This window comes from Anaerococcus rubeinfantis, from assembly GCF_001487145.1.
GTDB lineage: Bacteria > Bacillota > Clostridia > Tissierellales > Peptoniphilaceae > Anaerococcus > Anaerococcus rubeinfantis.
In genome coordinates this window covers 784,303-807,700 of the sequence record NZ_LN913016.1, presented here as the reverse complement: position 1 = coordinate 807,700, position 23,398 = coordinate 784,303, and the positions used below count along the sequence as shown (strand labels likewise).

Genomic DNA, 23,398 nt, shown 5'->3' with positions numbered 1-23,398 from the left:
ATGAACATTGAACAATTAAAAAAAATATTTGAAAAAAATGGGCACAAATTTACAAAGCAAAGGCAAATAATATTCAATGCTCTTAAAAATTCTAATTCAAAACATTTGACACCAGAAGAGTTATTTTCTATGGTTCATCAAGAAAATAAACAAGTTGGTATAGCAACAGTTTATAGAACTCTTAACATTTTTGAAGACTTAGGAATTGTTAACAAGCAAGAATTTACAGATTCTGTTAATACTTATGAGCTTATTAGCCAAAACGATGCTCATCACGACCATTTAATTTGTACAAATTGTGGCAAAATTGTCGAAGAAAAAATACTTGATAATGATAAATTAGCAAAAAGCTTAAAAGAAAAATATAATTTTGAATTAGACTATTATTCTTTAAGAATATATGGTATTTGCTCCGAATGTGATAATGATTTAAGGAGTAAAAATGAGAATGCAAAATAAACTAAAAGTTATCCCATTGGGAGGACTTGGTGAAATAGGTAAGAACTGTACGGTTGTTGAATACAAAAATGAAATGATTATGATAGACTGTGGTCTAACATTTCCAGATGAAGATATGCTAGGTGTTGACATAGTAATACCAGACTTTACCTATATTGAGGAAAATAAAGAAAAATTAAAAGGTATTTTTATAACTCATGGTCATGAAGACCATATTGGAGCTATAGCTTATCTTTTAAAGACAATAGATACCAATGTTTATTGTTCAAAGCTAACTAAAGGGTTATTAGAAAATAAGTTTAAAGAACATGGTTTAAATCCAAATAGACTTAAGATGGTTAATGTTAATAATACTGTAAAAGTTGGAAATTTAAGTGCAGAATTTATAAGAGTAAGCCATTCTATTCCAGATTCATGTGCTATAGCTGTAAAATCTCCAATAGGTACAATACTATTTACAGGCGATTTTAAAATGGATTTTACACCAATCGATGGTGAACCTACAGATATACAAAAACTTGCTTCACTTGGTAGAAAGGGACTATTATGCCTGTTTTCTGACTCTACAAATGTAGAAATTGAAGGAAGCTCAATGAGTGAGATGAAAGTTGGAGAAACTTTCATAAATTTATTTGGACAAGCTCCTGGTAGAATTATAGTTGCAACTTTTGCATCAAATCTTCATAGGGTTCAACAAGTAATATATGCTGCTGAAAAATATAATAAAAAAGTTGTTTTATCTGGTAGATCTATGCTAAATAACGTAAAAATCGCAAGTAGCTTAGGTTATTTAAAAATTAGAAATAACACTTTAATTGATATGAAAAGCATAAAAGATTACTCTGATGATCAAATAGTAATCTTGTCAACAGGAACCCAAGGTGAACCACTTTCTGCTCTAACAAGAATGGCAAATAATGAGCATAAACAAGTGCATTTAAATTCTACAGATACCGTGATTTTATCATCTTCTGCTATACCTGGAAATGAAATGTCAATAAATAATACAATTAATAACCTAACTAAAATTGGTTGTAATATTATTTATAATTCTTTGGCAAAAGTTCATGCTTCAGGTCACGCTTGTCAAGAAGAAATTAAATTAATGCACCAATTAACCACACCAAAATATTTTATTCCAGCTCATGGCGAGCCTCGCCAACTAAAAAAACACAAAGAGATAGCAATGGATATGGGGATGAATAAAGAAAATATTTTAATAGGTCAAAATGGTGATGTATTTGAATTTACGAAAAAATCTGCAAGAATAAATGGAAAAGTTCAAGCAGGTAATGTCCTTGTGGACGGTTCAGGAATAGGAGATGTTGGAAATATTGTTCTTAAAGATAGGAAGCACTTGTCTGAAGATGGACTTTTAGTTGTAAGTTTAACTATTGAAAAACATAGTCAAAAAGTTTTATCAAATCCTGAGATTGTTTCTAGAGGATTTATCTATGTAAAAGAAAATCAAGACTTAATTGAAAACTCAAAAGATATTGTTTTAAGAACTATGAAGAAGTGTCAAAAAAATGATATCCACGCTATAAGTCAAATAAAATATCAAATAAGGGAAGCTTTAAAATCTTATATATACAATCAAACAGGAAGAGATCCTATGATTTTACCAGTTTTAATAGAAGTAGAGAGTAATGAATATTAATTATAATCATATCGTTGATTATCTAAATAATATTTATATTGATGAAGATTTTATTGAAATAAGAAATTATGGAATTGAAAATAATATTCCTATAATGAAAAAAGAAAGTAAAGAATTTTTAAAGACCATAATTTCTATGTCAAAACCAAAAAATATTTTAGAAATAGGAACAGCTATTGGTTATTCTTCTTTACTTTTTTCAAAATATTCTAATGCAAAAATAACAACTATAGAAAAAAGTAGAAAGATGGCTGATATAGCTAAATATAATTTTAAAAAATATAATAAAGAAATAAACTTAATAAATATGGATGCAAAAAAAGCCTTGACTAATTTGAATCAAGGCTTTGATTTTGTTTTTATAGATGCAAATAAATCTCAGTATGAATATTATTTTAATAAATCATTAGAATTATTAAATGAAAATGGTCTGATTGTTTGTGACAACATCCTTTTTAGAGGAGAAATTACAAATGATGATCTTATAAATAGAAGACATATTACTATGGTTAAAAATTTGAGAAAATTTTTGTCACATATTACAAATTTAGATGATTATGTTACAAGTATAATACCAATTGGAGATGGTATTAGTTTAAGTACAAGGAGAATTGATGAAAGATAAAGTAGAATTATTAGCACCAGCTGGTGATATGGAAAAATTAAAAGCTGCTATAAAATTTGGAGCAAATGCAGTTTATATGGCAGGAAATAATTTTGGCCTTAGAAAAAATTCTAAAAACTTTGATAAAAACGAGCTAAAACAGGCAGTTGATTATGCTCATGAACACGATGTAAGATGCCATATTACTATGAATATAGTCCCTCACGATAATGATCTTGATGGAATTGTTGAATATATTAAATACCTTGATGAAATTGGAGTTGATGCTCTTATAATTTCTGATCCTGGTATCTTTAATATAGCAAAAGAAAATTCTAATATAGACTTACACATTTCAACTCAAGCATCAGTTACAAATTCACACACAATTAATTTTTGGTATAATTTAGGTGCAAAAAGAGTAATTCTTGCAAGAGAATTATCTCTTGATGAAATAATTGAAATTAGAAAAAATGTTCCAAAAGATTTAGAAATAGAATGTTTTATTCACGGAGCTATGTGCATTTCATATTCTGGAAGATGCTTACTTAGTAATTATATGACAGGAAGAGATGCAAACAGGGGAGATTGTGCCCATGCTTGTAGGTGGAAATATGCCCTTCAAGAAGAAAAAAGACCTGGGGAATACTATCCAATAGGTGAAGATGAAAATGGAACCTTTATTATGAATTCTAAAGATTTATGCCTAATTGATGAAATTGATAAGTTAATTGAGGCTGGAGTGGATTCATTTAAAATTGAAGGTAGGATGAAAACTGTATTTTATGTTGCTACAGTTATCAGAAGCTATAGGCAAGCAATAGATGCTTATTATAATGGAACTTATAGTGAAGAAGTTTCAAAAAAATATATGGAAGAAATAAAAAAAGCTAGCCATAGGCACTTCACAAAAGGATTTTTCTACAATAAAGCAGATTCAAATTCTCAAATTTATGAAAATTCATCTTACATTAGAAATTATGATTTTATTGCTGTCGTTCTTGATTATGATAAAGAAAACAAAATTGCAAAACTTGAAGAAAGAAATAAATTTATAGTAGGAGATGAGGTTGAATTTTTTGGAAATACCCCAGATTTTATTAATTTCAAAATTAAAAGCATGAAAGATTCCAAAGGAAATGATATAGAAGTAGCCAACAAAGCAAAACAAATAGTTTATATAAAGATTGACCATGAACTTAAAAAAGGTGATATGGTAAGACGTAAAATTGAAGAATAATTTTTAATATTAAATATTTATTTTTGATTATTTAAAATATTTGTATATACCTTCTGATTATGATAAATAAAAACTAATCAGGAGGATTTTTTATGCCAAAATATGATATTAACTTTATCTTATTTATAAAAATCAGTATAATGATAAAAATAATTTAATTAATATGGAGGATAATTTGTTAAATAGTAAAGGCTTTGATTTGTGGGCTGATGAATATGATAAAAGTGTCGAACTATCTGATGATGAAAGCTCATATCCTTTTGCAGGATATAAAAAAATACTCAATGAAATATACAATAGTATATTAAATAAATCTTATAAAAATATCTTAGATATAGGATTTGGTACAGGAACTTTAATTTCAAAGTTATATGATCATGATTGTACAATATATGGGCAAGATTTTTCTAAAAAAATGATAGAAATTTCACAAGCTAAAATGCCTTATGCTAAACTTTATTATGGTGATATTTCTAATGGATTGGTAAATCCATTGCTAAATTATAAATATGATGCAATAATTGCTACATACTCACTTCATCATCTAAGTGATAAAAATAAAATTATATTTTTGAATAATTTACTAAAACAATTATATGATGGTGGATGCATATACATTGGTGATATAGCTTTTGAAAATCGTGCTCTACATAATAAGTGTATGAATGAATTTAGAAATGAATGGGATAAAGATGAAATTTATTTTGTAGTTGATGAGCTATCTTTTCATTTCCCTAAATTACATTTTAAAAAAATATCTGAATGCTCAGGATTAATTACAATTAAAGAGAAATGATTTATATCAAAACTAAAAAGAGGCTGTAATTTTTACAGCCTCTAACTTAATTATTTATCTTTTGAAGGATTTTCTGAGAAATCTGATCTAGTTCTTCTAGCTTCAACTCCAACGTTTGAGTTTTCATCAGCTTCATCACTTATACTTCTTAAATTCTCTTGATCTGCGTGTGCTTTTTTATCTAAAGATTCGCTTCCATCAGCTTTGTTAGCTTCTCTAGATTTTTTATCAAGTTCTTTATCTCCTCTGTATTGATTGTCATTGCTTATTTCGTTTTTATCAGTCATTATTTTCTCCTTTTAATATAAAATTAGAATCTTATTATTAGTATACCCGTTCGTTTATAATTTAACCAATTTATTTTCTATTTATTTCCTTAATTATTTCTACAATGACTTCAGATGACTTTTTCATATCTTCTATTGGTACGAGCTCATAGATACCATGGAAATTATAGCCACCTGTAAATAAGTTTGGGCAAGGTAGACCCATAAAAGATAATTTTGAACCATCTGTACCACCTCTAATAGGTTGTTCTATAACTTCTATATCTAAATTTTCCATAGCATTTTTAGCGTAGTCAACTATTTGCATGTGATCTTTTAAAATATCTCCCATATTATAATATGTATCAGACATATCAATTGAAATAATATTTCCATATTTTTTATTTAAAAAATCTACACAGTCTTTTAGGAAATTTTTCATATTTTCAAATTCTTTTCTATCAAAATCTCTTATTATATAAACTAAATTTGTATCTTCAATACTTCCTGCAATTGAAATCATATGATAAAAGCCCTCATATCCTTCTGTGTGCTCCGGCCTTTTATTTTGACCTAATAGGTCGTCTAATTCTTTTGCTACTGTTATAGAGTTAATCATGGTGTTTTTTGCTGTTCCAGGATGAACAGATTTACCTTTTATAGTAATTTTTGCCTCAGCTGCATTAAAGGATTCGTATTCCAATTCTCCAAGTTTTCCTCCATCTAGGGTGTAGGCGAAATCTGCATCAAAAAAATCTACATCAAAACTATCACATCCAGTTCCAATTTCCTCATCTGGTGTAAAGGCTATTTTAATATCACCATGTTCAATTTCTGGATTTTTGATTAAATATTCAACGGCATCCATTATAGCTGCAATTCCTGCCTTATCATCTGCACCTAATAGCATTTCACCATTTGTTGTTATTAGAGTTTTTCCTATTAAATCTTTTAAAAATGGAAAATCTTTTTCTTTTATATAAATATTTTCCTTTAATTTTATATCTCCACCTTCATATTTTCTAATTTGAGGATTCTTTATTCCTCCAGGCATTTCTGGTGAAGTATCCATATGAGCAATAAAGCCAACTTTTGGAAGTTTTTTATCTGTATTTGCTTTTAAAGATGAAAAAACAAATCCTTCATTATTAATATAAGCATCTAAGCCTAAATCATTTAATTCATTTTTTAAAATTTTTCCTAATTCAATTTGACCTTCACTTGTTGGTTTTATTATATTTTTTTTGGATTCATCACTTCTTGAATCAACTGCAATATATTTTAAAAATCTTTTAGTAATATTTTCCATTCTATCCTCCTACAAGACAATTATACTACTTAAAAAATTTTAAATATAGAAATTAAGAATTAGGATTTTAATTTAAATTCGAACAAATATATGATAAAATGTAAATGATAATTAGATAGGAGTTATTATGTCAAATAAAATTTTAAAAATAAAAACTGATAGTATATTACCTGAATATAAAACTGAGCATTCTGCTGGTATGGACATATATTCTGCAAATGAAAAAGATATTATTATTAAACCTGGAGAGGTTGGAAAAATTGAGACGGATTTAAAGGTAGAAATTCCTGAGGGATATTTTGCTGCAATTTATCCAAGATCTTCAACAGGCGTAAAAAGGAATTTAATGCTTGCTAATTCTACTGGAATTATTGATAGTGATTATAGGGGAGAAATAAAATTATTTTTCTATAATTTTGGTAATAAAGACCAAATAATCAAAAAAAATGAAAGATTAGCTCAAATGGTTATCCAAGCTTATGAAAAAGTTCAAATTAAAAAAGTTGACGATTTATGTGATAGTGAAAGAGGAGAGGGTGGATTCGGTTCAACCGGAAAATGATGAGAAACAGAAAAAATAATAATATTTCAAGACTTTTTAGTAAAAATAAATATAATTTTATCCTTTTTATAATTGTACTTATAATTTCTATATTTTTATTTTCAAAGCTTGCATCTTACATTTCAAATAGGTCTATTTTAGAATATGATACGGAAATTATTACGATTAAGAATAAAGATAGCGAGATTGATGCTTTGACCTTAAAAGATATAAGAAAAATGGGTCAAAGTGAAATGAAAATAGTAACAAACAAGGGTGAGGAATTTAAAGTAGCAGGTGTTTCTATTGAAAAAATCTTGACAAGAGAAAAAATTAATCCAAATTTAAATAATACAATTGAGTTTTCTGATGAATTTGGACACAAAACTAATATGAGTATGGAAACTGCCTTGGAAGTTAATAGGGTTTTACTGGTTTATAAGATTGATAATAAAGCTAATATGGACTACAAAAAAGATCTTGGAAGTTTTATTATAATTGATAAACAAGAAAAAGACTCTAGTAAGTGGATAAAAAATATTCAAGTAATAAATATTAAATGAGGCTTTTAAAATTTTTAATTTATTGTTTCAAATTAGAAGCATCCAATAATCTTAAAATTTTAAGATTATATAAGGATAGTTTTTATTGAGACAATAATTTTTTTTGCACTAGTCTTATTTTTTTTGAATTTTACCGTATGATATAATAGTCAAAGGATGTGATTAAATGAATTCAGATTTTAAATATGACAAACTAACACCAATGCTTAGACACTATGTTGATGTTAAAAATGATTTTAAAGATTCCCTTCTTTTATATAGGGTGGGGGATTTTTATGAAGCATTTTTTGATGATGCAATAACTATAAGTAAAAATCTCCAGCTTGCTCTTACGGGCAAAGAATGTGGCCACGATAAAAGAGCTCCTATGTGTGGAGTGCCTCACCATGTTATAGATACCTATATAAATAAATTAGTTCAAAATGGTTTTAAAGTTGCCTTGTGCGATCAAGTTGAAGATCCCAAAAAAGCTAAGGGACTTGTGAAAAGAGCAATTACCAGGGTTATAAGTCCTGGAACTATTGTTGATTTGGAATCACTAGATAAAAAAGAAAATAACTTTCTTCTTTCTATTTTTGAAAATAAATTTGGTCTTGGTGCTTGTTTTTCAGATATTTCTACTGGAAAATTGATGGCTTTTGAAATAAAAAATAACCCAAGTATAAGTGCAAATAAATTAATTGATGAAATAGAAAAAATTTCCCCATCAGAAATTATTATAAATTCAAACTTTTCAAATAAAAAAGTTTTAAATTACCTAAATTTAAACAAGGATATATTAATTAATAAAATTGAAGATAGCAAAGACTATGAAAAATTATCTCAAAATGTTTATACAAATTTAGGAATGAAAAACTTTAAAAAGGTAGAAAATTTAAGAATTTCTTTGATTGCTATATCTAATTTACTTGATTATATTTATAGCTATCACAAAGAAAAACTTGCCCATATAAATGATATAGAAATCCTTGATATATCTTCATACTTGCAATTAGATGCAAATACCAGAAGAAATTTGGAACTTCATACAAATATTGACAAAAAAGGAAAGGAAAATTCTTTATTTAAATTGATAGACAAGGCTGATACAGTTATGGGTTCAAGACTTTTAAATGAATGGCTTGAAAGACCCCTAATAGAAAAAGAAAAAATTGATAAGCGCCTAGATTTAGTTGAATTTTTCTTTTTAAATCCCGACCTATCAAGTAAAGTTTCGTATTTTTTGGATGATATCTTTGATCTTGAAAGAATAATAGGAAAAATTTCTTATCAAAGAGCAAATGCAAGAGATTTTATTTCCTTAAAAACTTCTATAAGAAATATTCCAGAATTTAAAAGATTTTTGCAAGGTCTTGATAATAAAGATATAGTATCTTTTTCAAAAAATATTCCTGATGTTTCAAATATTTATAACATACTCGATAAAGCTATTGTAAATGACCCACCAATATTAATTACTGAAGGTGGAATTATAAAAGAAGGATTTAATAATGACTTAGATAAGTTAAAAAAATCTTCTTTATCTGCAGAAAATGATTTGCTTTTATATGAAAATGAAGAAAAAGAAAAAACTGGCATAAATAAATTAAAAATAAATTATAACAAAAACAATGGATATTCCATTGAAATTACAAAATCAAACCTACACTTGGTTCCAGAAAACTATATTAGAAAACAAACCTTAAAAAATCAAGAAAGATATACAACCGAAAGACTAGAAGAACTTTCAAATCTAATTTTAGGTTCAAGCGATAAGATTAATAGCCTTGAGTATGAAATATTTGGAGAAATTAGGGATTTTATTTTAAGCCAAGCAAAAACCCTCCAATATTTGTCTAAACTTATTGCAATAATAGATTCCATAAATTCCCTATCAAAGCTTGCAAGAGAAAACAATTATACAAAACCAAAAATTACAAAAGATAATCTCATAAAAATTAAAGATGGAAGACACCCTGTAATTGAGAAAAAACTTAAGGAAAATGAGTTTATTTCAAACGATACAGATATTGGAGAAGATGATAATTTAATCCAAATAATTACAGGTCCAAATATGGCAGGAAAATCAACTTATATGAGGCAGATGGCCCTTATAATAATTCTTGCCCAAATGGGATCTTTTGTTCCTTGTACAGAAGCTAGCATTTCGATTTGTGATAAAGTTTTTACTAGAATTGGAGCAAGCGATAATATCTCAAAAGGCGAATCAACTTTTATGCTAGAGATGAATGAAGTTAGCAATATTTTAAAAAATTCTACAGACAAATCCTTTATAATTTTAGATGAAGTAGGTAGGGGGACAAGCTCAGATGATGGTTTATCTATTGCAATGAGCCTAGTTGATTATTTAAGTAAAAAGAAAAAGGCTAAAACTGTTTTTGCAACACATTTTCATGAACTTACAATACTTGAAAATAAGCTTGATAATGTTATTAATTTAAAAATTGATATACTTGAAGAAAATGATAATCTTGTATTTTTAAGAAAAATTTCAAGAGGCAAATCTGATAGGTCTTATGGAATTGAAGTTGCAAGAATGTCGGGCTTACCTGAAGAAATAATTGAAAATGCAAAAGTATTTATGAATAAACTTGATCAAAGTGATGAAATATTCAAAGATAGCCATAAAATTGTTAAATCTTCAATTGATGATATAAAAGATATTGAAATTGAAAAGATTAAAAACTTTAGCGATTCTATCAATATAAATGAATTAACCCCCTTAGAGGCTATAAATATTTTAAATAATTTGATAGGAAAAATTAAGGAGATATGATGAAAATCATAGAACTAGACAAGAAAACCATAGAAAAAATTGCAGCAGGAGAAGTAATTGAATCTCCTGTTTCTATAGTAAAAGAATTAGTTGAAAATTCAATAGATGCAGGAGCAAAAAATATAATTGTAGAAATTAAAAATGGGGGAAAATCTTATATTAGAGTAACTGATGATGGGATTGGAATAGAAAAAGATGATTTTAAAAAAGCCTTTAAAAGACATGCCACATCAAAAATAAAAAATTTTTCAGACCTCTACGATTTGTTTACCCTAGGATTTAGGGGCGAAGCTCTATCATCAATTCTTGCTTGTGCAAATGTAAAGGCAATTTCTAAAACAAAAGATCAAGAAATTGGAAAAGAAATAATTTTTCAAAATGGAAATATGGTATCTTTTAATTCTATAGCTACAAATATAGGAACTAGTATAGAAGTTTATGATTTATTTTTAAATCTTCCTGTTAGGCGAAAATTTTTAGGATCAGATATAAATGAGTCAAATAAAATTTCAAAAATAATCCAAGCCCTAGCCCTAGGTTATGATAAGGTATCTTTTAAATTTATAAAAGATAATAGGATTATTTTTCAAACCTTAATAAATGAAGACTTAGAAAATAAAATTTATAAGTTATTAGATGAAAATTTAAAGGATAATCTTATTGAAATAAATATTGAAAATTCCTTATATAAGGTAAAAGGCTATATTTCAAAAGCTAATTACTATAGGGGAAATAGGTCTATGGAGTATATTTTCGTAAATAATAGGCTTATTGAAAATGAAAGTATAAGTAGGGCTATTGAAGGTGAATACAAAACCTTAATACCAAGCCAAAGATTTCCAGGATTTTTTATTTTTATTGAAACAAATGCAAGTAATATTGATGTAAATATCCATCCAAATAAAAAAGAAATCAAATTTACCTATGAAAATGAATTAATTGATTTGTTAAAAGAAAATATAAGCGAAAAGTTATATGAAAATTCTAGTATAAAAGAGCTTAGAGTAAATGATATTAAGAAAAAAGAGTTAAATTTTTATGATGATTATAGTGAGATTTTAAATACCTATAATAAGGTTAACGAAGAAGAAAATTCTTATGATATATCTTACGAAATTGAAAATAAAGATACAGAAAATAAGGAAATTCAAAATAGGGAAAATAACTTTTTTAATGGATATGAACTTAATTTTATAGAAGATAAAATGCCACAAAATACTCTAGTTAAGGAAGAAACAAAATCTAATAAGGTTGATATTTCTAATTTATCTTATACTTGTTCGATTTTTAATAGGTATTCTTTATTTACTTATAATGATAAAATCTTAATACTTGATCATAGGAGGGCTGATCAAAGGATTAAGTTCGACCAATATATGAAAAATTTTAAGAGTGATTCCATTTCTTCCCAACAATTATTAGAACAAAAAATAATTAAAGTTAGCCTTGAAGAATACAACAAATACATGCAAAAAAAGGATTTATTTATAAAAATGGGCTTTGATATAGAAGAATTCTCCTTTGATAAACTGGTAATTAGGTCAGTTCCCCTTGTATTTGAAAATCCAGAAAATAATGATTTTTTCTACGATCTACTTGATATTGATTTAGAAGATGAAGAATATTTTAAAGAAAAAATAGGAAAACTTATAAATAAAAATATCTTTAGAAAAGGTGATACTATTAATAAGTCAGAAGCTCTTGCAAGTATTGAAAAATTAAATTCTTGCCATAATCCTTATAAAACCTATGATGGAAAAAATACCCTTATTATGATAGAAGAAAATGAATTGGAGAAATATTTTGACAGATAAAGTTTTAATTATTACAGGTCCAACAGCATCTGGTAAAAGTGATTTTGCCATAAAGCTTGCCAAAAAATTTGATGGTGAAATCATCTCCGCTGATAGCCAACAAATTTATAAAGACATGGATATCGGAACCAATAAAATTGCTGAATTTGAAATGGAAGGAATTTGTCATTATGGACTTGATATAAAATATCCAAACGAGGATTATTCCGTGCAAGAATTTAAAGATATGGCAAGATCTTTAATTAATAAAATAAATTCTAGAGGAAAACTTCCTATAATTGCAGGTGGAACTGGATTTTATATAGATTCTATTTTATTTGACTTAAATTATGGAACAAGTAAAAAGGATGAAAATCTAAGAAAAGAACTTACAAATTTGGCAAATATAAAAGGAAACGAATATATTTATCAAAAACTTATTGAAATTGATCCAATAGAGGCAAAAAAATATCATCAAAATGAAGTTCAAAGAATTATAAGAGCTATTGAAACTTTTAAATTAACTGGAGAAAAACCAAGTTATTTAAGAAGAGGTTTCAAAAAACTAAATGAGGATATAAGTCCAATTTTATTTTTTATAAACTATAAGGATAGGTCAAAACTTTACGATAAAATAAATTTAAGGGTTGATAAAATGTTTGAAGTGGGTTTAGAAGATGAATTTAAAAACCTACTTGATAAATATAAATTAGATTCAAAATCAAAATCCCTCCAAGCGATTGGTTATAAAGAGTTTTTTCCTTATATAGAAAATGAAATTTCATTTGATACTCTTGTTTCAGAAATCAAAAAAAATACCAGACGTTATGCCAAAAGACAAATAACTTGGATGAAAAAATACCTAGATTATGATTTTTCACATTTATTTTATAGGGATGAAAAATCAGATAAAGAAATTTTATCAGGTATGGATAAAATAATAAAGGAGATTTATGATTTATAATAAATTATATGGAATTGATAAAAATATAGAAAATTATATAGAAAAAATAGACCAAGATTTAGAAAATAGATTTAAAGAGCTTGATAAAATCAGTGAATATAATCAAATAAAAGTTTTAAAAGCCTTTAGTGATAACAATCTTTCAAGCATACATTTTAATTCAGCAACAGGTTATGGATACGCCGACATAGGAAGAGATGTAGTTGAAGATATTTTTTCTACAATTTTTAAGGCAGAGGATTCTCTAGTTAGGCCAAATATAGTATCAGGAACCCATGCAATTTCTTTGGTTTTATTTTCTCTTTTAAATTATGGAGATAAAATTTTGTCTATTAATGGAGATCCATATGATACCTTACAACAAGTTATAGGAATTGAAGGAAATAAAAAAGGAAATCTCATATCTAAGGGTATAAAATACGAAAAATTAGATTTAAAAAATGAGCAAGAAATCCAATATGATAAAATAAAAGATGTATTAGATGATAAAACAAAGCTTGTTATGATTCAAAGATCTACAGGCTATACCAATAGAAGGGCCTTTAGCATTGAAGAAATCGAAAAAGCAATCAAAGAAATTAGAAGAGTAAATGAAAATGCAATTATTTTTGTCGACAATTGTTACGGAGAATTTACAGAGACAAGAGAACCTATCGAAATAGGGGCAGATATTATGGCAGGATCTCTTATAAAAAATCTTGGTGGGGGAATAGCTATAACAGGCGGATATATTTCAGGAAAAAAAGATTTAGTAGAATACTGTTCAAATACCCTGACAGCTCCAGGGATTGGTAAAGATGAGGGCTTAAGTTTTGGAACTACGAGAAATGTTTTACAAGGCTTATATTTTTCAAGCAAAACTACTATAGAATCTATAAAAGTTGCTCTCTTATTTGCAAAAGTTTTTGATGATTTAAATTATGAAATAATACCAAAAATAGATGATCCAAGAAGCGATATTGTTCAAGCAATAAAATTACATTCTAGTGAAAAATTAAGATTATTTTGTAAGGCAGTCCAAGAATCTTGTAGTGTCGATGCAAATTTAACACCAATTGCAGATGATATGCCAGGATACGAAGATCCTGTTATAATGTCATCAGGAGGCTTTGTAGAAGGAGCAACATCAGAATTATCATGTGACGGACCTTTAAGAGAACCTTATACAGTTTATTTACAAGGAGGCCTAAATAAATACCACGGAAAACTTGCCTTAATGAAAGTTTTGGAAAAATTTATGGATAATAATTTTCTTGATATTAATTCAATAATCTAATTTTATAGCTTATCTTATTTTAAAATAAAAATAATAATTAAAAAATCTAATCTGACTAATTTAAGTTAGATTAGATTTTTAAATTTGATAAGGGATTTTTATTTACAGCATTTTTCAAATCTTCATTATCAAGATGAGTGTAAATTTGAGTAGTTGATACACTTTCATGTCCTAAAACATCTTTTAAGGCTCTTATGTCAACATTCCCATATTTATACATCAAAGTTGCTGCAGTATGCCTTAGTTTGTGGGTAGAGTAGACGCTAGTATCAAAACCTGCTTTTTTTAGATATTTTTCAACAGTAGATTGAACAGCTCTATTAGAAATCCTATTTTTTCTTGTAGATATAAAAAGGGCATCAATCTTTTTATCCTTCAAATAATTTTTCCTAATAATTATATAATTATCAAGTAAATCTATGCAATTTTTTGTCAAATATATAGTTCTTTCTTTATTACCTTTTCCAATAATAGAAAAGTGATCATCTTTAATATCGCTTAAATTTACACTAACAAGTTCTGATAGACGCATTCCAGTTGTAAGAAAGGTAAAAACAATAGCCATGTCACGATTTCTCAAAAATTCATTTTTTTCATCGGCTATAGTAGAAAGTAAAAGCTCGGTTTCGCTTAGGGTTAGATAAACCGGTTGACGTTTTTGAATTTTAGGATTACTTAGTTTTTCACTGATATTATTATCAATCATTTCAATTTCTTGGTGTAAATACTTATAAAAAGATCTTAAAGCAGAGATTTTTCTTGATCTTGTAGAAGTATTATCATTTAGCTCATTATCAAGATATGAGATGTAAGCATACATATCTTGAATATTAATATCATTTATAAAAGATTTAGTAAAAATTTTATTAGAATCTATAATTGATTTTTCTAAATCTTTATTAAATTTATCTAAATCATCAAAATAAACTTTCCTTAAAATTTGAAAAGAAATAAAATTAATAAGATCATAATTATATTCACTAATAGTTTTTTTTGAAAGTCCTCTAATAGATTTAAGATAAGATAAATAATCTTTTAAAATCAAAGGGGTTTGGATTTTTTTCATAAAATTCTCCTAATTTGTTTGAACTAGGGTTATTATAGCATAAATTAAAGAAAAATCCAAATTATTGCACAAAATTATTATTTTGTGCAATAATTTGGATTTCAAATACCCCTTCTCAACTATAATTACATAAGGCTTATTTTTTATAAAATCTTAAAATTTTATATTAAAACATTTAGTATTTTAAACATCTTTTTATCCAAAAATCTTCATTCTATCAATAAAAATATAATCCAAAAAATTTAAAGCTCTAATTTGCGATTTAAGCGATTTTATATTTTTACCAATACTATTCTATGGTTAAAATTTATATATTTTTTCAAATATACCAATAAAATTTTAAATCAATTACTTTTCTCTTTTTATTTAATCTATAGAACAAAAAATAAAAAAATCGGATAAAGTTTTACCCTTATCCGATAAATTAATTATTTTCTTTTTTTACTAGAAAATAAAGCCATACTTGAAGCAGATAAAGTCACTAGGACTGAACTTAAAGATCCAACTCCTGTTTGTACATTATCAGATTTAATATTTTTATATGAAGACTCAGTTTTAACTTTATTTTCTGTTACTTGTTGGTTTTTTCTATAATTTTTATTTTCAGATTTATCTATTTTATTTTTATCAACTAAATCATCAGACTTAGATTTCAATATAGTTTTAGTAGATTTTTCTGCATTTAAATTACTTGGTTTTTTACTATCAACTTTTTTTGAACCTTTGTCTATTAAAGGTTTTGTAACACTTAAAGAACTTCCTACTTTACTAATAGAAATAGGACTGGATATTTCAATTTTATTTTCAGATTCTTTTTTTACGTTTTCAATTGCTTTTAGTTTTTCAAGATTTTTCGCCTTATTTGTTCTTGTTGTAATAGTCTTTTTAATAGAAGTCTTCTTTGAAGAAGAAGCAGAAGAAATATTTTTAACTTCTTTTTTAACTATTACAGGGTTAGATCTTTTAAAAGCCTTACTTACACTGTTAGTTGTTTTAGATGCTTTTAAGTTTGTACTTGAGTCATTATTCTTAACTACTATAGTTTTTGTTTTTTCTATTGTTGAGCCTAAATATTTATTAGCAACATCAGATAAGCTTGAACCAGAAATTACATTAAGAACCTTATTAACATACCTACTATCAGTAGCATAGCCAGCATTTTTAATTCTTTGAATTTGTTCTTTATAATCTTTAGCTTTATTTACACCGAAACTACTATAATAATTACCAGTTAATAAATTTAAATATTGCCTAATACTTTGCTCATATGTATCAAACTTTCTAAATTCATCACTTATTCTTATTGTTTTTCCATCTATTTCTTCATAAGTTTTATATACTACGCCTTTTCCTTTTCCGCGTTCAGAATAAGGAACTTTTACACCAAATAAATTTTTATTATACTTAGCAAGTCCAGATTGTCCCCAGCCTGACTCAAGAATAGCTTGACCCATCATAACTTCTGGGAAAATATTATATTCTTTAGCAAGATTTGAGTGACTTGCTAACATTTCTAGAAATTCTTTCTTATTACTATAATCATTTATATATTTAGGTTTTTCAACATTAGCTTGGAAAGTGCTTACAGATATTTTTTTATCTTGTGAAGAACTTTGAACATTTTCTTTTTCGCTAACTTCAGATATTTCTAAAACATTATTATCAACGGACTTATTCTCTTCTAATAATATTGGTTCCTCTTTAGATTTAGATTCATCTTCTATTAAATCAGTAGAAGGTTCATTATTTTCTTCGTTTGAATTCTCCAAACTCACTTCTTCAATTTTTTTATCTTCGCTTGCTAAATTATTATCTTCTAAAGTATTATTTTGGTCAATATTTCCATCTACAATATTTTCTTCTTCATTTTTTTCTAAATTTAGACTTTCGCTTTCTTCTGAATCTTCTGAAGAGGAAACTTCTAGAGGCAAGGTATTCTCTATTTCTTTTTCCTCTATTTTTTTATCATTTTTCTTATCTAAATTATTAATTACATCTTGAACAGTTGACTTATCAATAGATTTTTCTTCATTATTTTCATCATTTTTTTCTACTTTTTCATCTGAATTTGCCTTTTCTTTTTCAGATAATTCTGTTTCATCTATGCTTTCATCTTCTAATTCATCTTTTTTTTCAACTATAACCTTTTCAATATTTTTTAAATTATTATCTTTAGCTGAAGAATTAGAAAATATTCCACCGCTTGCAAGCAGTAAAACTAAAGCACCACTTGTAATTTTTGTTATATTTCTGTTATTATTTTGTTTCATTTACAACTCCTTAAGCTCTTATTACTATAATGATATAATCTTTTGTAATAATTGTCAATTTAAATATATAGATATGTCTTTTTTGTAATATTTATTCGCAAAAAAAGAGAGGCTCAAGCCTCTCTAAATTACTTAGCATATTCAATTGCTTTTGATTCTCTTATTACATTAACTTTTATTTGACCAGGATATTCTAGTTCATTTTCAATTTTTTGTGCGATTTCTCTAGCAATCACAACCATTTGATCATCTGATATTTTTTCTGGTTTTATCATAACCCTTAATTCTCTTCCTGCTTGTACAGCAAAAGTTTTTTCGATTCCATCAAATGAATTTGCTATTTCTTCTAGATTTTCTAGTCTCTTAATATAATTTTCTAAGCTTTCTCTTCTTGCTCCTGGCCTTGCTGCTGATATGGCATCTGATGCTTGTACTAAAATTGCAGCTATACAATTAGCCTCTACATCTCCATGGTGAGATTCTATACAATTTATTACATTTTTATTTTCACCATATTTTCTTGCAGCTTCGACCCCGATAGAAATATGAGTTCCTTCTACTTCATGATCTATGGCTTTGCCCAAATCATGTAATAGGCCTCCTCTTTTGGCATCCTTATCATCAAGACCCAATTCCTGCGCTAGCATTCCAGCAATTTTTGCAACTTCTATTGAATGTTTTAAAACATTTTGTCCATAAGAAGTCCTAAATTTAAGCTTTCCTACAAGTCTTACAAGTTGTGGGTGAAGATTGTGTATGCCTACTTCTTCGATCGCCCATTGTCCATCTTCAATTATTCTTTGTTCAACTTCATCTTCTGCTTTCATTAGCATTTCTTCGATTCTTGAAGGATTTATTCTTCCATCAAGAATTAATCTTTCCAATGCTACTTTTGCAATTTCTCTTCTTATTGGTTCAAATGCAGAAATTACTACCGCTTCTGGTGTATCATCAATTATCATATCTGTTCCTGATAACTGTTCAAAAGCTCTTATATTTCTACCTTCTCTACCAATTATGCGCCCTTTCATTTCATCATTTGGCAATGAAACTACAGTAACTGTACTTTCAGCTACTTCATCAGCCGCATATCTTTGAATTGTTGTTGCTATAATTTCTGAAGCTAATTTTTTACTTTCATTTTTAGTTTTTTCTTCAAACTCTTTAATAATTTTAGCTTGCTCATGAACAACATCATTCTTTAAGCTTTGAAGTAAAATATCTTTGGCCTCATTTGTTGTAAGACCTGCAATATCTTGTAACTTCAACTCTTGCTCTTCGATAAGTTTCTCAATTCTGTCTTCTTTTTGTTTTAACTTTTTTTGGTCACTAGAGATTTCATCAGATTTCTTATCTAATAATAAGGATCTTTTGTCTAGACTCTCTTCTTTTTTTAAAAGATGAACTTCTTTTGTAGCAAGTTCATTACTCTTTTTGTTAATTTCTTGCTCGCTTTCCATTTTGCGTTTAGAAATCTCATCTTTAGCACTTATCAATGCATCTTTTTTCAGGGATTCAGCATCCCTGTTTGCTTCCTCAATAATTCTTGCAGAATAATCTTCTGCAGAAGAAATTTTTGATTCACCTACTTTTTTTCTACAAAGATAGCCTATAAAAAAAGCTAATATTATGAAGGCGACAGATAGAATAATTTGATTAAAATTCATTTTATCACCTCCTGTAATTAGGATTTACATCCTATAAATAATTATATCATAAATCTATATTTATACGAAAAAGTTTTTCTTAATTTATTTCTCTTTCATTTGTTTTAGATACATTTTCTTGTATTCTCCATTTAATCCCATCAAATAATCATGATTTCCACTTTCTAGAATTTTCCCATGAGATAAGACTATTATTTTGTCAACATTTTTAATAGTAGATAATCTGTGAGCAACTATAAATGTTGTTCTATCTTTTTTTAATTCATTAATCCCTTTTTGGATTATATTTTCAGTTTCTGTATCAATATTTGAAGTTGCTTCATCTAAAATCAAAATTTTGGGATCCCTGATATAGGCTCTAGCAAATGAAATTAATTGTTTTTCACCCTGACTTAAATTTGATCCATTTTCTAAAATATCACTATCAACCCCTCTATCTATAAGCTTTTGCCCTCCAACTTTTTTTAGAGAATCTATAACTTCTTTGTCTGAAAAATTTTGACCTAGGCTGATATTTTCCTTGATGCTTGCTTTAAACAAAAATGCATCTTGTAAAACTACAGCCATATCTTTTCTCAAATTATCTCTATTGATTTTATTTATATCTGTATTTCCTATTAAAATTTTTCCTTCTCTTGGAGAATAAAAATTTAAAAGTAAATTTATAAGTGTTGATTTTCCAGAACCTGTTTGACCAACAAAGGCTATTGATGATCCGTTTTTTACTTTAAAGCTAAGCCTTCTTATAACATCTTCATCTCCATCATAAGAGAAATATATATCTTTAAAATAAATGTCTTTATTAAGGTCTATTTCTTTATCTTCCAATTTATCCATAGATTTCATTTCCAACAATTCAAATATATGATTTGCTGAACTAAGAGCATCCTCTACATCACCAAATCTCATTATTATTGTATTCATATTATTAAAAATCTTGGTTGTATAATCAATTGCCATATACAAGGATCCAATACTTACAAGATAAATTTTTGTAATTGAACCAAGACCGAAATAAATTAACACTATAATTATTGCCAAAAATTGAATTATGTCCATAGCCCTGTATCCAGAATATGATCTTAATTTTGATAATTTAATATTTAAATCGTAAATTTTTTTATTTACATTTTCAAACTTTTTAAAAATAAAATTTTCCCTATTAAATACCTGAATAACTTCCATATTTTGAATATATTCATTTATCTTAGCATTAATATCAGCCGTGTAAATCTTTATATCTTTTGTATAAGCATATGTTTTATTTAGATAACTTCTAAAAATAATAAATACAAGGGGAATTAGTATTAAAAGCATAAGGGCTGCTATAGTATCTGTAAATAAAAGTGTAATATAAAGTCCAACTATTAATATAATTGCATTTATAATATCAGAAAATAAAAGTTGAAACATAATTTTTAATTTGTTTGTATCATTTGTTATTCTTGATGCAATTTTTCCTGATGGAAGAGTATCAAAATATGATATAGGAAAAGTTGAGACCTTATCATATACATCCTTTTGCACTCTTGCCGCAATTTTATTTGCAGAAATTTGAAAATAAACTCTGGACCTATTTAGTAAAATCCCCGATAAGACAAAAACTATAAAATACAAGGCTAACAATAAGGCAATTTTTTTAAAATTTTCCCTATCCATATCAGATTTTAATACATTGTTTATAATATATCCAATTATCATAGGTCCAATTATTTCCAGTACAGTTCTTAAAAAAGAAAAAATAAAACCAATTGATAAAAATTTCTTTTCACTAAGAGCATATATTTTTAATTTTCTATAATTTTCTTTATTTTTCGTCTTAATCATTTTTATCACCTAAAATTTGATTTTCATATTGACTTTTATACCACTTTCCATTTTTCATAAGCTCATAATGATTTCCCATTTCAACAATTTTTCCATTTTTTAATACAATTATATTATCACAATTTTGTACTTGACTGATTCTATGGGCTATTATTATTGTAGTTTTATTTTGTCTGTATTCTTTAAGTTTATTAAGTATGTTTTTTTCTGTATTGGCATCTACCGCACTCATAGCATCATCTAAAATTAAAATTTCAGGATTTTTTAAAACTGCCCTTGCTATTGATAGTCTCTGTTTTTGTCCACCAGATAAAGAAACCCCTTTTTCTCCTGTTATTGTGTCAAGACCTTTAGGAAATTCATCAATATCTTTTTTAAAGTCTGCTATGTCAATTGCTAAATTTAGATCTTTTTCACTTGCATCTTCTTTTGCAAATAAAATATTATTTTTCAAAGTATCTGAAAAAATCATATGTTGTTGAGGTACATAACCAATATTCTCTTTTAAACTTTTAAAAGAAATATCCGATGAAATATCTTCATTAAAATATATAGTCGATTTATCAACCTTATATAAGTCTAGTATTTGTTTTATAAGTGTAGTTTTTCCAGAAGAAGTTTTTCCTAATATTCCCAAAGAAGTAGAATTTTTGATTTTTAAGCTTATCTCATTTAATATATTTTCCTTTGAACTTGGATATTTAAAACTGTGATTATCAAATTCAATATCCAAAGGAAATTCTACATTTTTCTTATTTTCTGAATTTTTAATTTCTTCTTTATAATCAAGAGTTTCACTAATTCTATCCATAGCAGCACTTGCTTGTTGTTTTACATTTATAAAATCTCCCAAAGCATACATTGGCCAAACTAACATATTTAAATAATAAGTAAATGAAACTATTTGTCCAATAGAAATTTTTCCAATGCTCATTAGATAAGATCCAAAACCTATAGCAATAATAAATGTAAGGGAAGTAATTATTCTTTCAACAGGAGCAAGAAGAGCTTGATATTTTGCAAGAATAATATTATTATCGGCTAGTTTATCAGCATTATTGTAAAATATTCTTCTTCTATTCCCTACAATATTAAATACTCTAATAAGCCTAATCCCTTCAGCATCTTCTAGAACACTATCATTTAATTTATCAAATGATTGGTTTACCTTCTTAGATTTATCATAAATTTTATCCCCTATTTTAAAATATATAAAAGCTATAAAAGGTAGGGGTAAAATAGAAAGTAAAGTCAATTTAAAATCTATGGTAAAAATCATAACTAAAACAATACTTAAAGGAAGGATTGTAGCATCAATTAATGATAAAGTTCCATATCCCGCCATTATTGAAATTTGTGAAATATCATTAGTAGATTTTCCCATAAGAGACCCTGTAGAATTATTTTCAAAAAATTCTTGAGATTGGGATAAAAACTTCTTCATCAATTTATTTCTAGTTAAATATTCAATAGTCCCACTTGCCTTGAAAACATTGTAAGACCATCCCATGGCTAGCAAATACTTTAACAAAATAACAAAAATAGTAAATGAAATTATCTTAATAAAATTTTCTAGATCAATTGAATTATTGTAGATTAAATCTATTAATTTACCTATTATATATGGCAAAAATAAAGAAACTATATCACTTAATAATAAAAATATAATTCCAATTATATAGGATTTTTTATAGTATTTTATAAACCATTTAAATTTCTTATACATATTTACCTCTAAAATTAAAGAGCTGTTAATTTAAATAATCTTAAATTCAGAATTAACAGCTCTTTTTTAATTATGCCTATGTTTAATTATCTTTGCTGGAGCACCGACTGCAGTACAATCATCAGGTACATTTTCTAAAACTACAGAATTCGCTCCAATTTTACAGTCATTTCCAATTGTAATATTTCCTAATAAAATTGCTCCAGCGCCAATTAACACATTATTACCAACACTTGGATGTCTTTTAACTCTTTTATTTACTAAACCACCAAGAGTAACTCCATGATACATTAAAACATCATCACCGATTTCAGCAGTTTCTCCTATTACTACACCCATTCCGTGATCTATGTAGCATCTCCTACCAATTTTTGCTCCAGGATGAATTTCTATTCCAGTTTCTCTTCTAGCTTCTAGGCTAATTTCATTCGCCTTAGAAAATTCGCCCTCAAGATATAATTTATGAGCCTTGTAATGCGCTAACAAGGCCCTTATACCTGGAGAAAATCTAATTGCATCTCCAGCCTTAGTTAGGGCAGGATCTTTTTTTAAGGCTGCCCTAACTAATTCATCTTTATATTCTTCAAAAGTCATA

Annotated in this window: 19 protein-coding genes; 11 read left to right on the top strand and 8 right to left on the bottom strand. The window is 26.9% G+C overall.

What is annotated here, in order from left to right; genetic code table 11:
• The 5 genes from BN3265_RS04720 to BN3265_RS04700 all read left to right on the top strand — a co-directional run bounded on the left by BN3265_RS04720 (position 1) and on the right by BN3265_RS04700 (position 4,759).
• Positions 1 to 459: a Fur family transcriptional regulator gene (locus tag BN3265_RS04720; protein ID WP_058990406.1), complete on the top strand. Its 459-nt coding sequence runs from the start codon at positions 1 to 3 to the stop codon at positions 457 to 459.
• The gene (locus BN3265_RS04715) at positions 443 to 2,119 is read left to right on the top strand and encodes a ribonuclease J (RefSeq protein WP_058990405.1); all 1,677 of its coding nucleotides are present in this window, start codon (positions 443 to 445) and stop codon (positions 2,117 to 2,119) included. Before BN3265_RS04720 ends, BN3265_RS04715 begins: the two co-directional genes overlap by 17 nt.
• Positions 2,109 to 2,744, top strand: a complete 636-nt coding sequence (locus BN3265_RS04710; protein ID WP_058990404.1) for an O-methyltransferase — start codon at positions 2,109 to 2,111, stop codon at positions 2,742 to 2,744. Before BN3265_RS04715 ends, BN3265_RS04710 begins: the two co-directional genes overlap by 11 nt.
• On the top strand, positions 2,734 to 3,963 hold the full coding sequence (locus tag BN3265_RS04705; protein WP_058990403.1) for a peptidase U32 family protein: 1,230 nt from the start codon (positions 2,734 to 2,736) through the stop codon (positions 3,961 to 3,963). The genes BN3265_RS04710 and BN3265_RS04705 overlap by 11 nt, the downstream gene beginning before the upstream one ends.
• Before the next feature lie 175 nt (positions 3,964 to 4,138).
• On the top strand, positions 4,139 to 4,759 hold the full coding sequence (locus BN3265_RS04700) for a class I SAM-dependent DNA methyltransferase (protein ID WP_058990402.1): 621 nt from the start codon (positions 4,139 to 4,141) through the stop codon (positions 4,757 to 4,759).
• Positions 4,760 to 4,809: 50 nt separating this feature from the next.
• Here BN3265_RS04700 and BN3265_RS04695 read toward each other — a convergent pair whose 3' ends face one another.
• Together BN3265_RS04695 and pepT are read right to left on the bottom strand one after the other, a co-directional pair.
• A complete protein-coding gene (locus tag BN3265_RS04695) occupies positions 4,810 to 5,046 on the bottom strand; it encodes a hypothetical protein (RefSeq protein ID WP_058990401.1) in 237 nt (78 codons plus the stop codon).
• A 70-nt stretch (positions 5,047 to 5,116) separates the two neighbouring features.
• Complete coding sequence (gene pepT, locus BN3265_RS04690; RefSeq protein ID WP_058990400.1) at positions 5,117 to 6,334, bottom strand: peptidase T; 1,218 nt, start codon at positions 6,332 to 6,334, stop codon at positions 5,117 to 5,119.
• 127 nt (positions 6,335 to 6,461) lie between these two features.
• Here pepT and dut point away from each other — a divergent pair, with 127 nt between their 5' ends.
• From dut to BN3265_RS04660, 6 genes are all read left to right on the top strand, one after another.
• Entirely contained in the window at positions 6,462 to 6,896 is a 435-nt protein-coding gene (gene dut / locus BN3265_RS04685) for a dUTP diphosphatase (protein ID WP_058990399.1), read from the top strand.
• Positions 6,896 to 7,438 (top strand): hypothetical protein, encoded by a 543-nt coding sequence (locus tag BN3265_RS04680; RefSeq protein ID WP_058991289.1) that lies wholly within the window; start codon positions 6,896 to 6,898, stop codon positions 7,436 to 7,438. The genes dut and BN3265_RS04680 overlap by 1 nt, the downstream gene beginning before the upstream one ends.
• 166 nt (positions 7,439 to 7,604) lie before the next feature.
• Complete coding sequence (gene mutS, locus BN3265_RS04675; RefSeq protein WP_058990398.1) at positions 7,605 to 10,214, top strand: DNA mismatch repair protein MutS; 2,610 nt, start codon at positions 7,605 to 7,607, stop codon at positions 10,212 to 10,214.
• Positions 10,211 to 12,028, top strand: a complete 1,818-nt coding sequence (mutL, locus tag BN3265_RS04670; protein ID WP_058990397.1) for a DNA mismatch repair endonuclease MutL — start codon at positions 10,211 to 10,213, stop codon at positions 12,026 to 12,028. The genes mutS and mutL overlap by 4 nt, the downstream gene beginning before the upstream one ends.
• Entirely contained in the window at positions 12,018 to 12,971 is a 954-nt protein-coding gene (gene miaA / locus BN3265_RS04665) for a tRNA (adenosine(37)-N6)-dimethylallyltransferase MiaA (RefSeq protein ID WP_058991288.1), read from the top strand. Before mutL ends, miaA begins: the two co-directional genes overlap by 11 nt.
• On the top strand, positions 12,961 to 14,247 hold the full coding sequence (locus BN3265_RS04660; RefSeq protein ID WP_058990396.1) for a methionine gamma-lyase family protein: 1,287 nt from the start codon (positions 12,961 to 12,963) through the stop codon (positions 14,245 to 14,247). Before miaA ends, BN3265_RS04660 begins: the two co-directional genes overlap by 11 nt.
• 70 nt (positions 14,248 to 14,317) lie before the next feature.
• Here BN3265_RS04660 and BN3265_RS04655 read toward each other — a convergent pair whose 3' ends face one another.
• The 6 genes from BN3265_RS04655 to epsC all read right to left on the bottom strand — a co-directional run bounded on the left by BN3265_RS04655 (position 14,318) and on the right by epsC (position 23,397).
• Complete coding sequence (locus BN3265_RS04655; protein ID WP_058990395.1) at positions 14,318 to 15,313, bottom strand: tyrosine recombinase XerC; 996 nt, start codon at positions 15,311 to 15,313, stop codon at positions 14,318 to 14,320.
• 428 nt (positions 15,314 to 15,741) lie between these two features.
• Positions 15,742 to 17,583: a glycoside hydrolase family 73 protein gene (locus tag BN3265_RS04650; RefSeq protein ID WP_058990394.1), complete on the bottom strand. Its 1,842-nt coding sequence runs from the start codon at positions 17,581 to 17,583 to the stop codon at positions 15,742 to 15,744.
• 128 nt (positions 17,584 to 17,711) lie between these two features.
• Positions 17,712 to 19,250 (bottom strand): ribonuclease Y, encoded by a 1,539-nt coding sequence (gene rny / locus BN3265_RS04645; RefSeq protein WP_058990393.1) that lies wholly within the window; start codon positions 19,248 to 19,250, stop codon positions 17,712 to 17,714.
• Positions 19,251 to 19,334: 84 nt separating this feature from the next.
• Positions 19,335 to 21,077 (bottom strand): ABC transporter ATP-binding protein, encoded by a 1,743-nt coding sequence (locus tag BN3265_RS04640; protein ID WP_058990392.1) that lies wholly within the window; start codon positions 21,075 to 21,077, stop codon positions 19,335 to 19,337.
• A complete protein-coding gene (locus tag BN3265_RS04635) occupies positions 21,070 to 22,803 on the bottom strand; it encodes an ABC transporter ATP-binding protein (RefSeq protein WP_058990391.1) in 1,734 nt (577 codons plus the stop codon). The genes BN3265_RS04640 and BN3265_RS04635 overlap by 8 nt, the downstream gene beginning before the upstream one ends.
• A gap of 66 nt (positions 22,804 to 22,869) precedes the next feature.
• On the bottom strand, positions 22,870 to 23,397 hold the full coding sequence (gene epsC / locus BN3265_RS04630; protein ID WP_058990390.1) for a serine O-acetyltransferase EpsC: 528 nt from the start codon (positions 23,395 to 23,397) through the stop codon (positions 22,870 to 22,872).
• Position 23,398: the final 1 nt, after the last annotated feature.

Coding starts and splice junctions, on each gene's coding strand:
- BN3265_RS04695 (WP_058990401.1), bottom strand. CDS start 5,046: ATGACTGATAAAAACGAAATAAGCAATGACAATCAATACAGAGGAGAT.
- pepT (WP_058990400.1), bottom strand. CDS start 6,334: ATGGAAAATATTACTAAAAGATTTTTAAAATATATTGCAGTTGATTCA.
- BN3265_RS04710 (WP_058990404.1), top strand. CDS start 2,109: ATGAATATTAATTATAATCATATCGTTGATTATCTAAATAATATTTAT.
- BN3265_RS04715 (WP_058990405.1), top strand. CDS start 443: ATGAGAATGCAAAATAAACTAAAAGTTATCCCATTGGGAGGACTTGGT.
- BN3265_RS04635 (WP_058990391.1), bottom strand. CDS start 22,803: ATGTATAAGAAATTTAAATGGTTTATAAAATACTATAAAAAATCCTAT.
- rny (WP_058990393.1), bottom strand. CDS start 19,250: ATGAATTTTAATCAAATTATTCTATCTGTCGCCTTCATAATATTAGCT.
- BN3265_RS04680 (WP_058991289.1), top strand. CDS start 6,896: ATGAGAAACAGAAAAAATAATAATATTTCAAGACTTTTTAGTAAAAAT.
- BN3265_RS04720 (WP_058990406.1), top strand. CDS start 1: ATGAACATTGAACAATTAAAAAAAATATTTGAAAAAAATGGGCACAAA.
- BN3265_RS04705 (WP_058990403.1), top strand. CDS start 2,734: ATGAAAGATAAAGTAGAATTATTAGCACCAGCTGGTGATATGGAAAAA.
- BN3265_RS04640 (WP_058990392.1), bottom strand. CDS start 21,077: ATGATTAAGACGAAAAATAAAGAAAATTATAGAAAATTAAAAATATAT.
- mutL (WP_058990397.1), top strand. CDS start 10,211: ATGATGAAAATCATAGAACTAGACAAGAAAACCATAGAAAAAATTGCA.
- mutS (WP_058990398.1), top strand. CDS start 7,605: ATGAATTCAGATTTTAAATATGACAAACTAACACCAATGCTTAGACAC.
- BN3265_RS04650 (WP_058990394.1), bottom strand. CDS start 17,583: ATGAAACAAAATAATAACAGAAATATAACAAAAATTACAAGTGGTGCT.
- BN3265_RS04660 (WP_058990396.1), top strand. CDS start 12,961: ATGATTTATAATAAATTATATGGAATTGATAAAAATATAGAAAATTAT.
- epsC (WP_058990390.1), bottom strand. CDS start 23,397: ATGACTTTTGAAGAATATAAAGATGAATTAGTTAGGGCAGCCTTAAAA.
- BN3265_RS04655 (WP_058990395.1), bottom strand. CDS start 15,313: ATGAAAAAAATCCAAACCCCTTTGATTTTAAAAGATTATTTATCTTAT.
- dut (WP_058990399.1), top strand. CDS start 6,462: ATGTCAAATAAAATTTTAAAAATAAAAACTGATAGTATATTACCTGAA.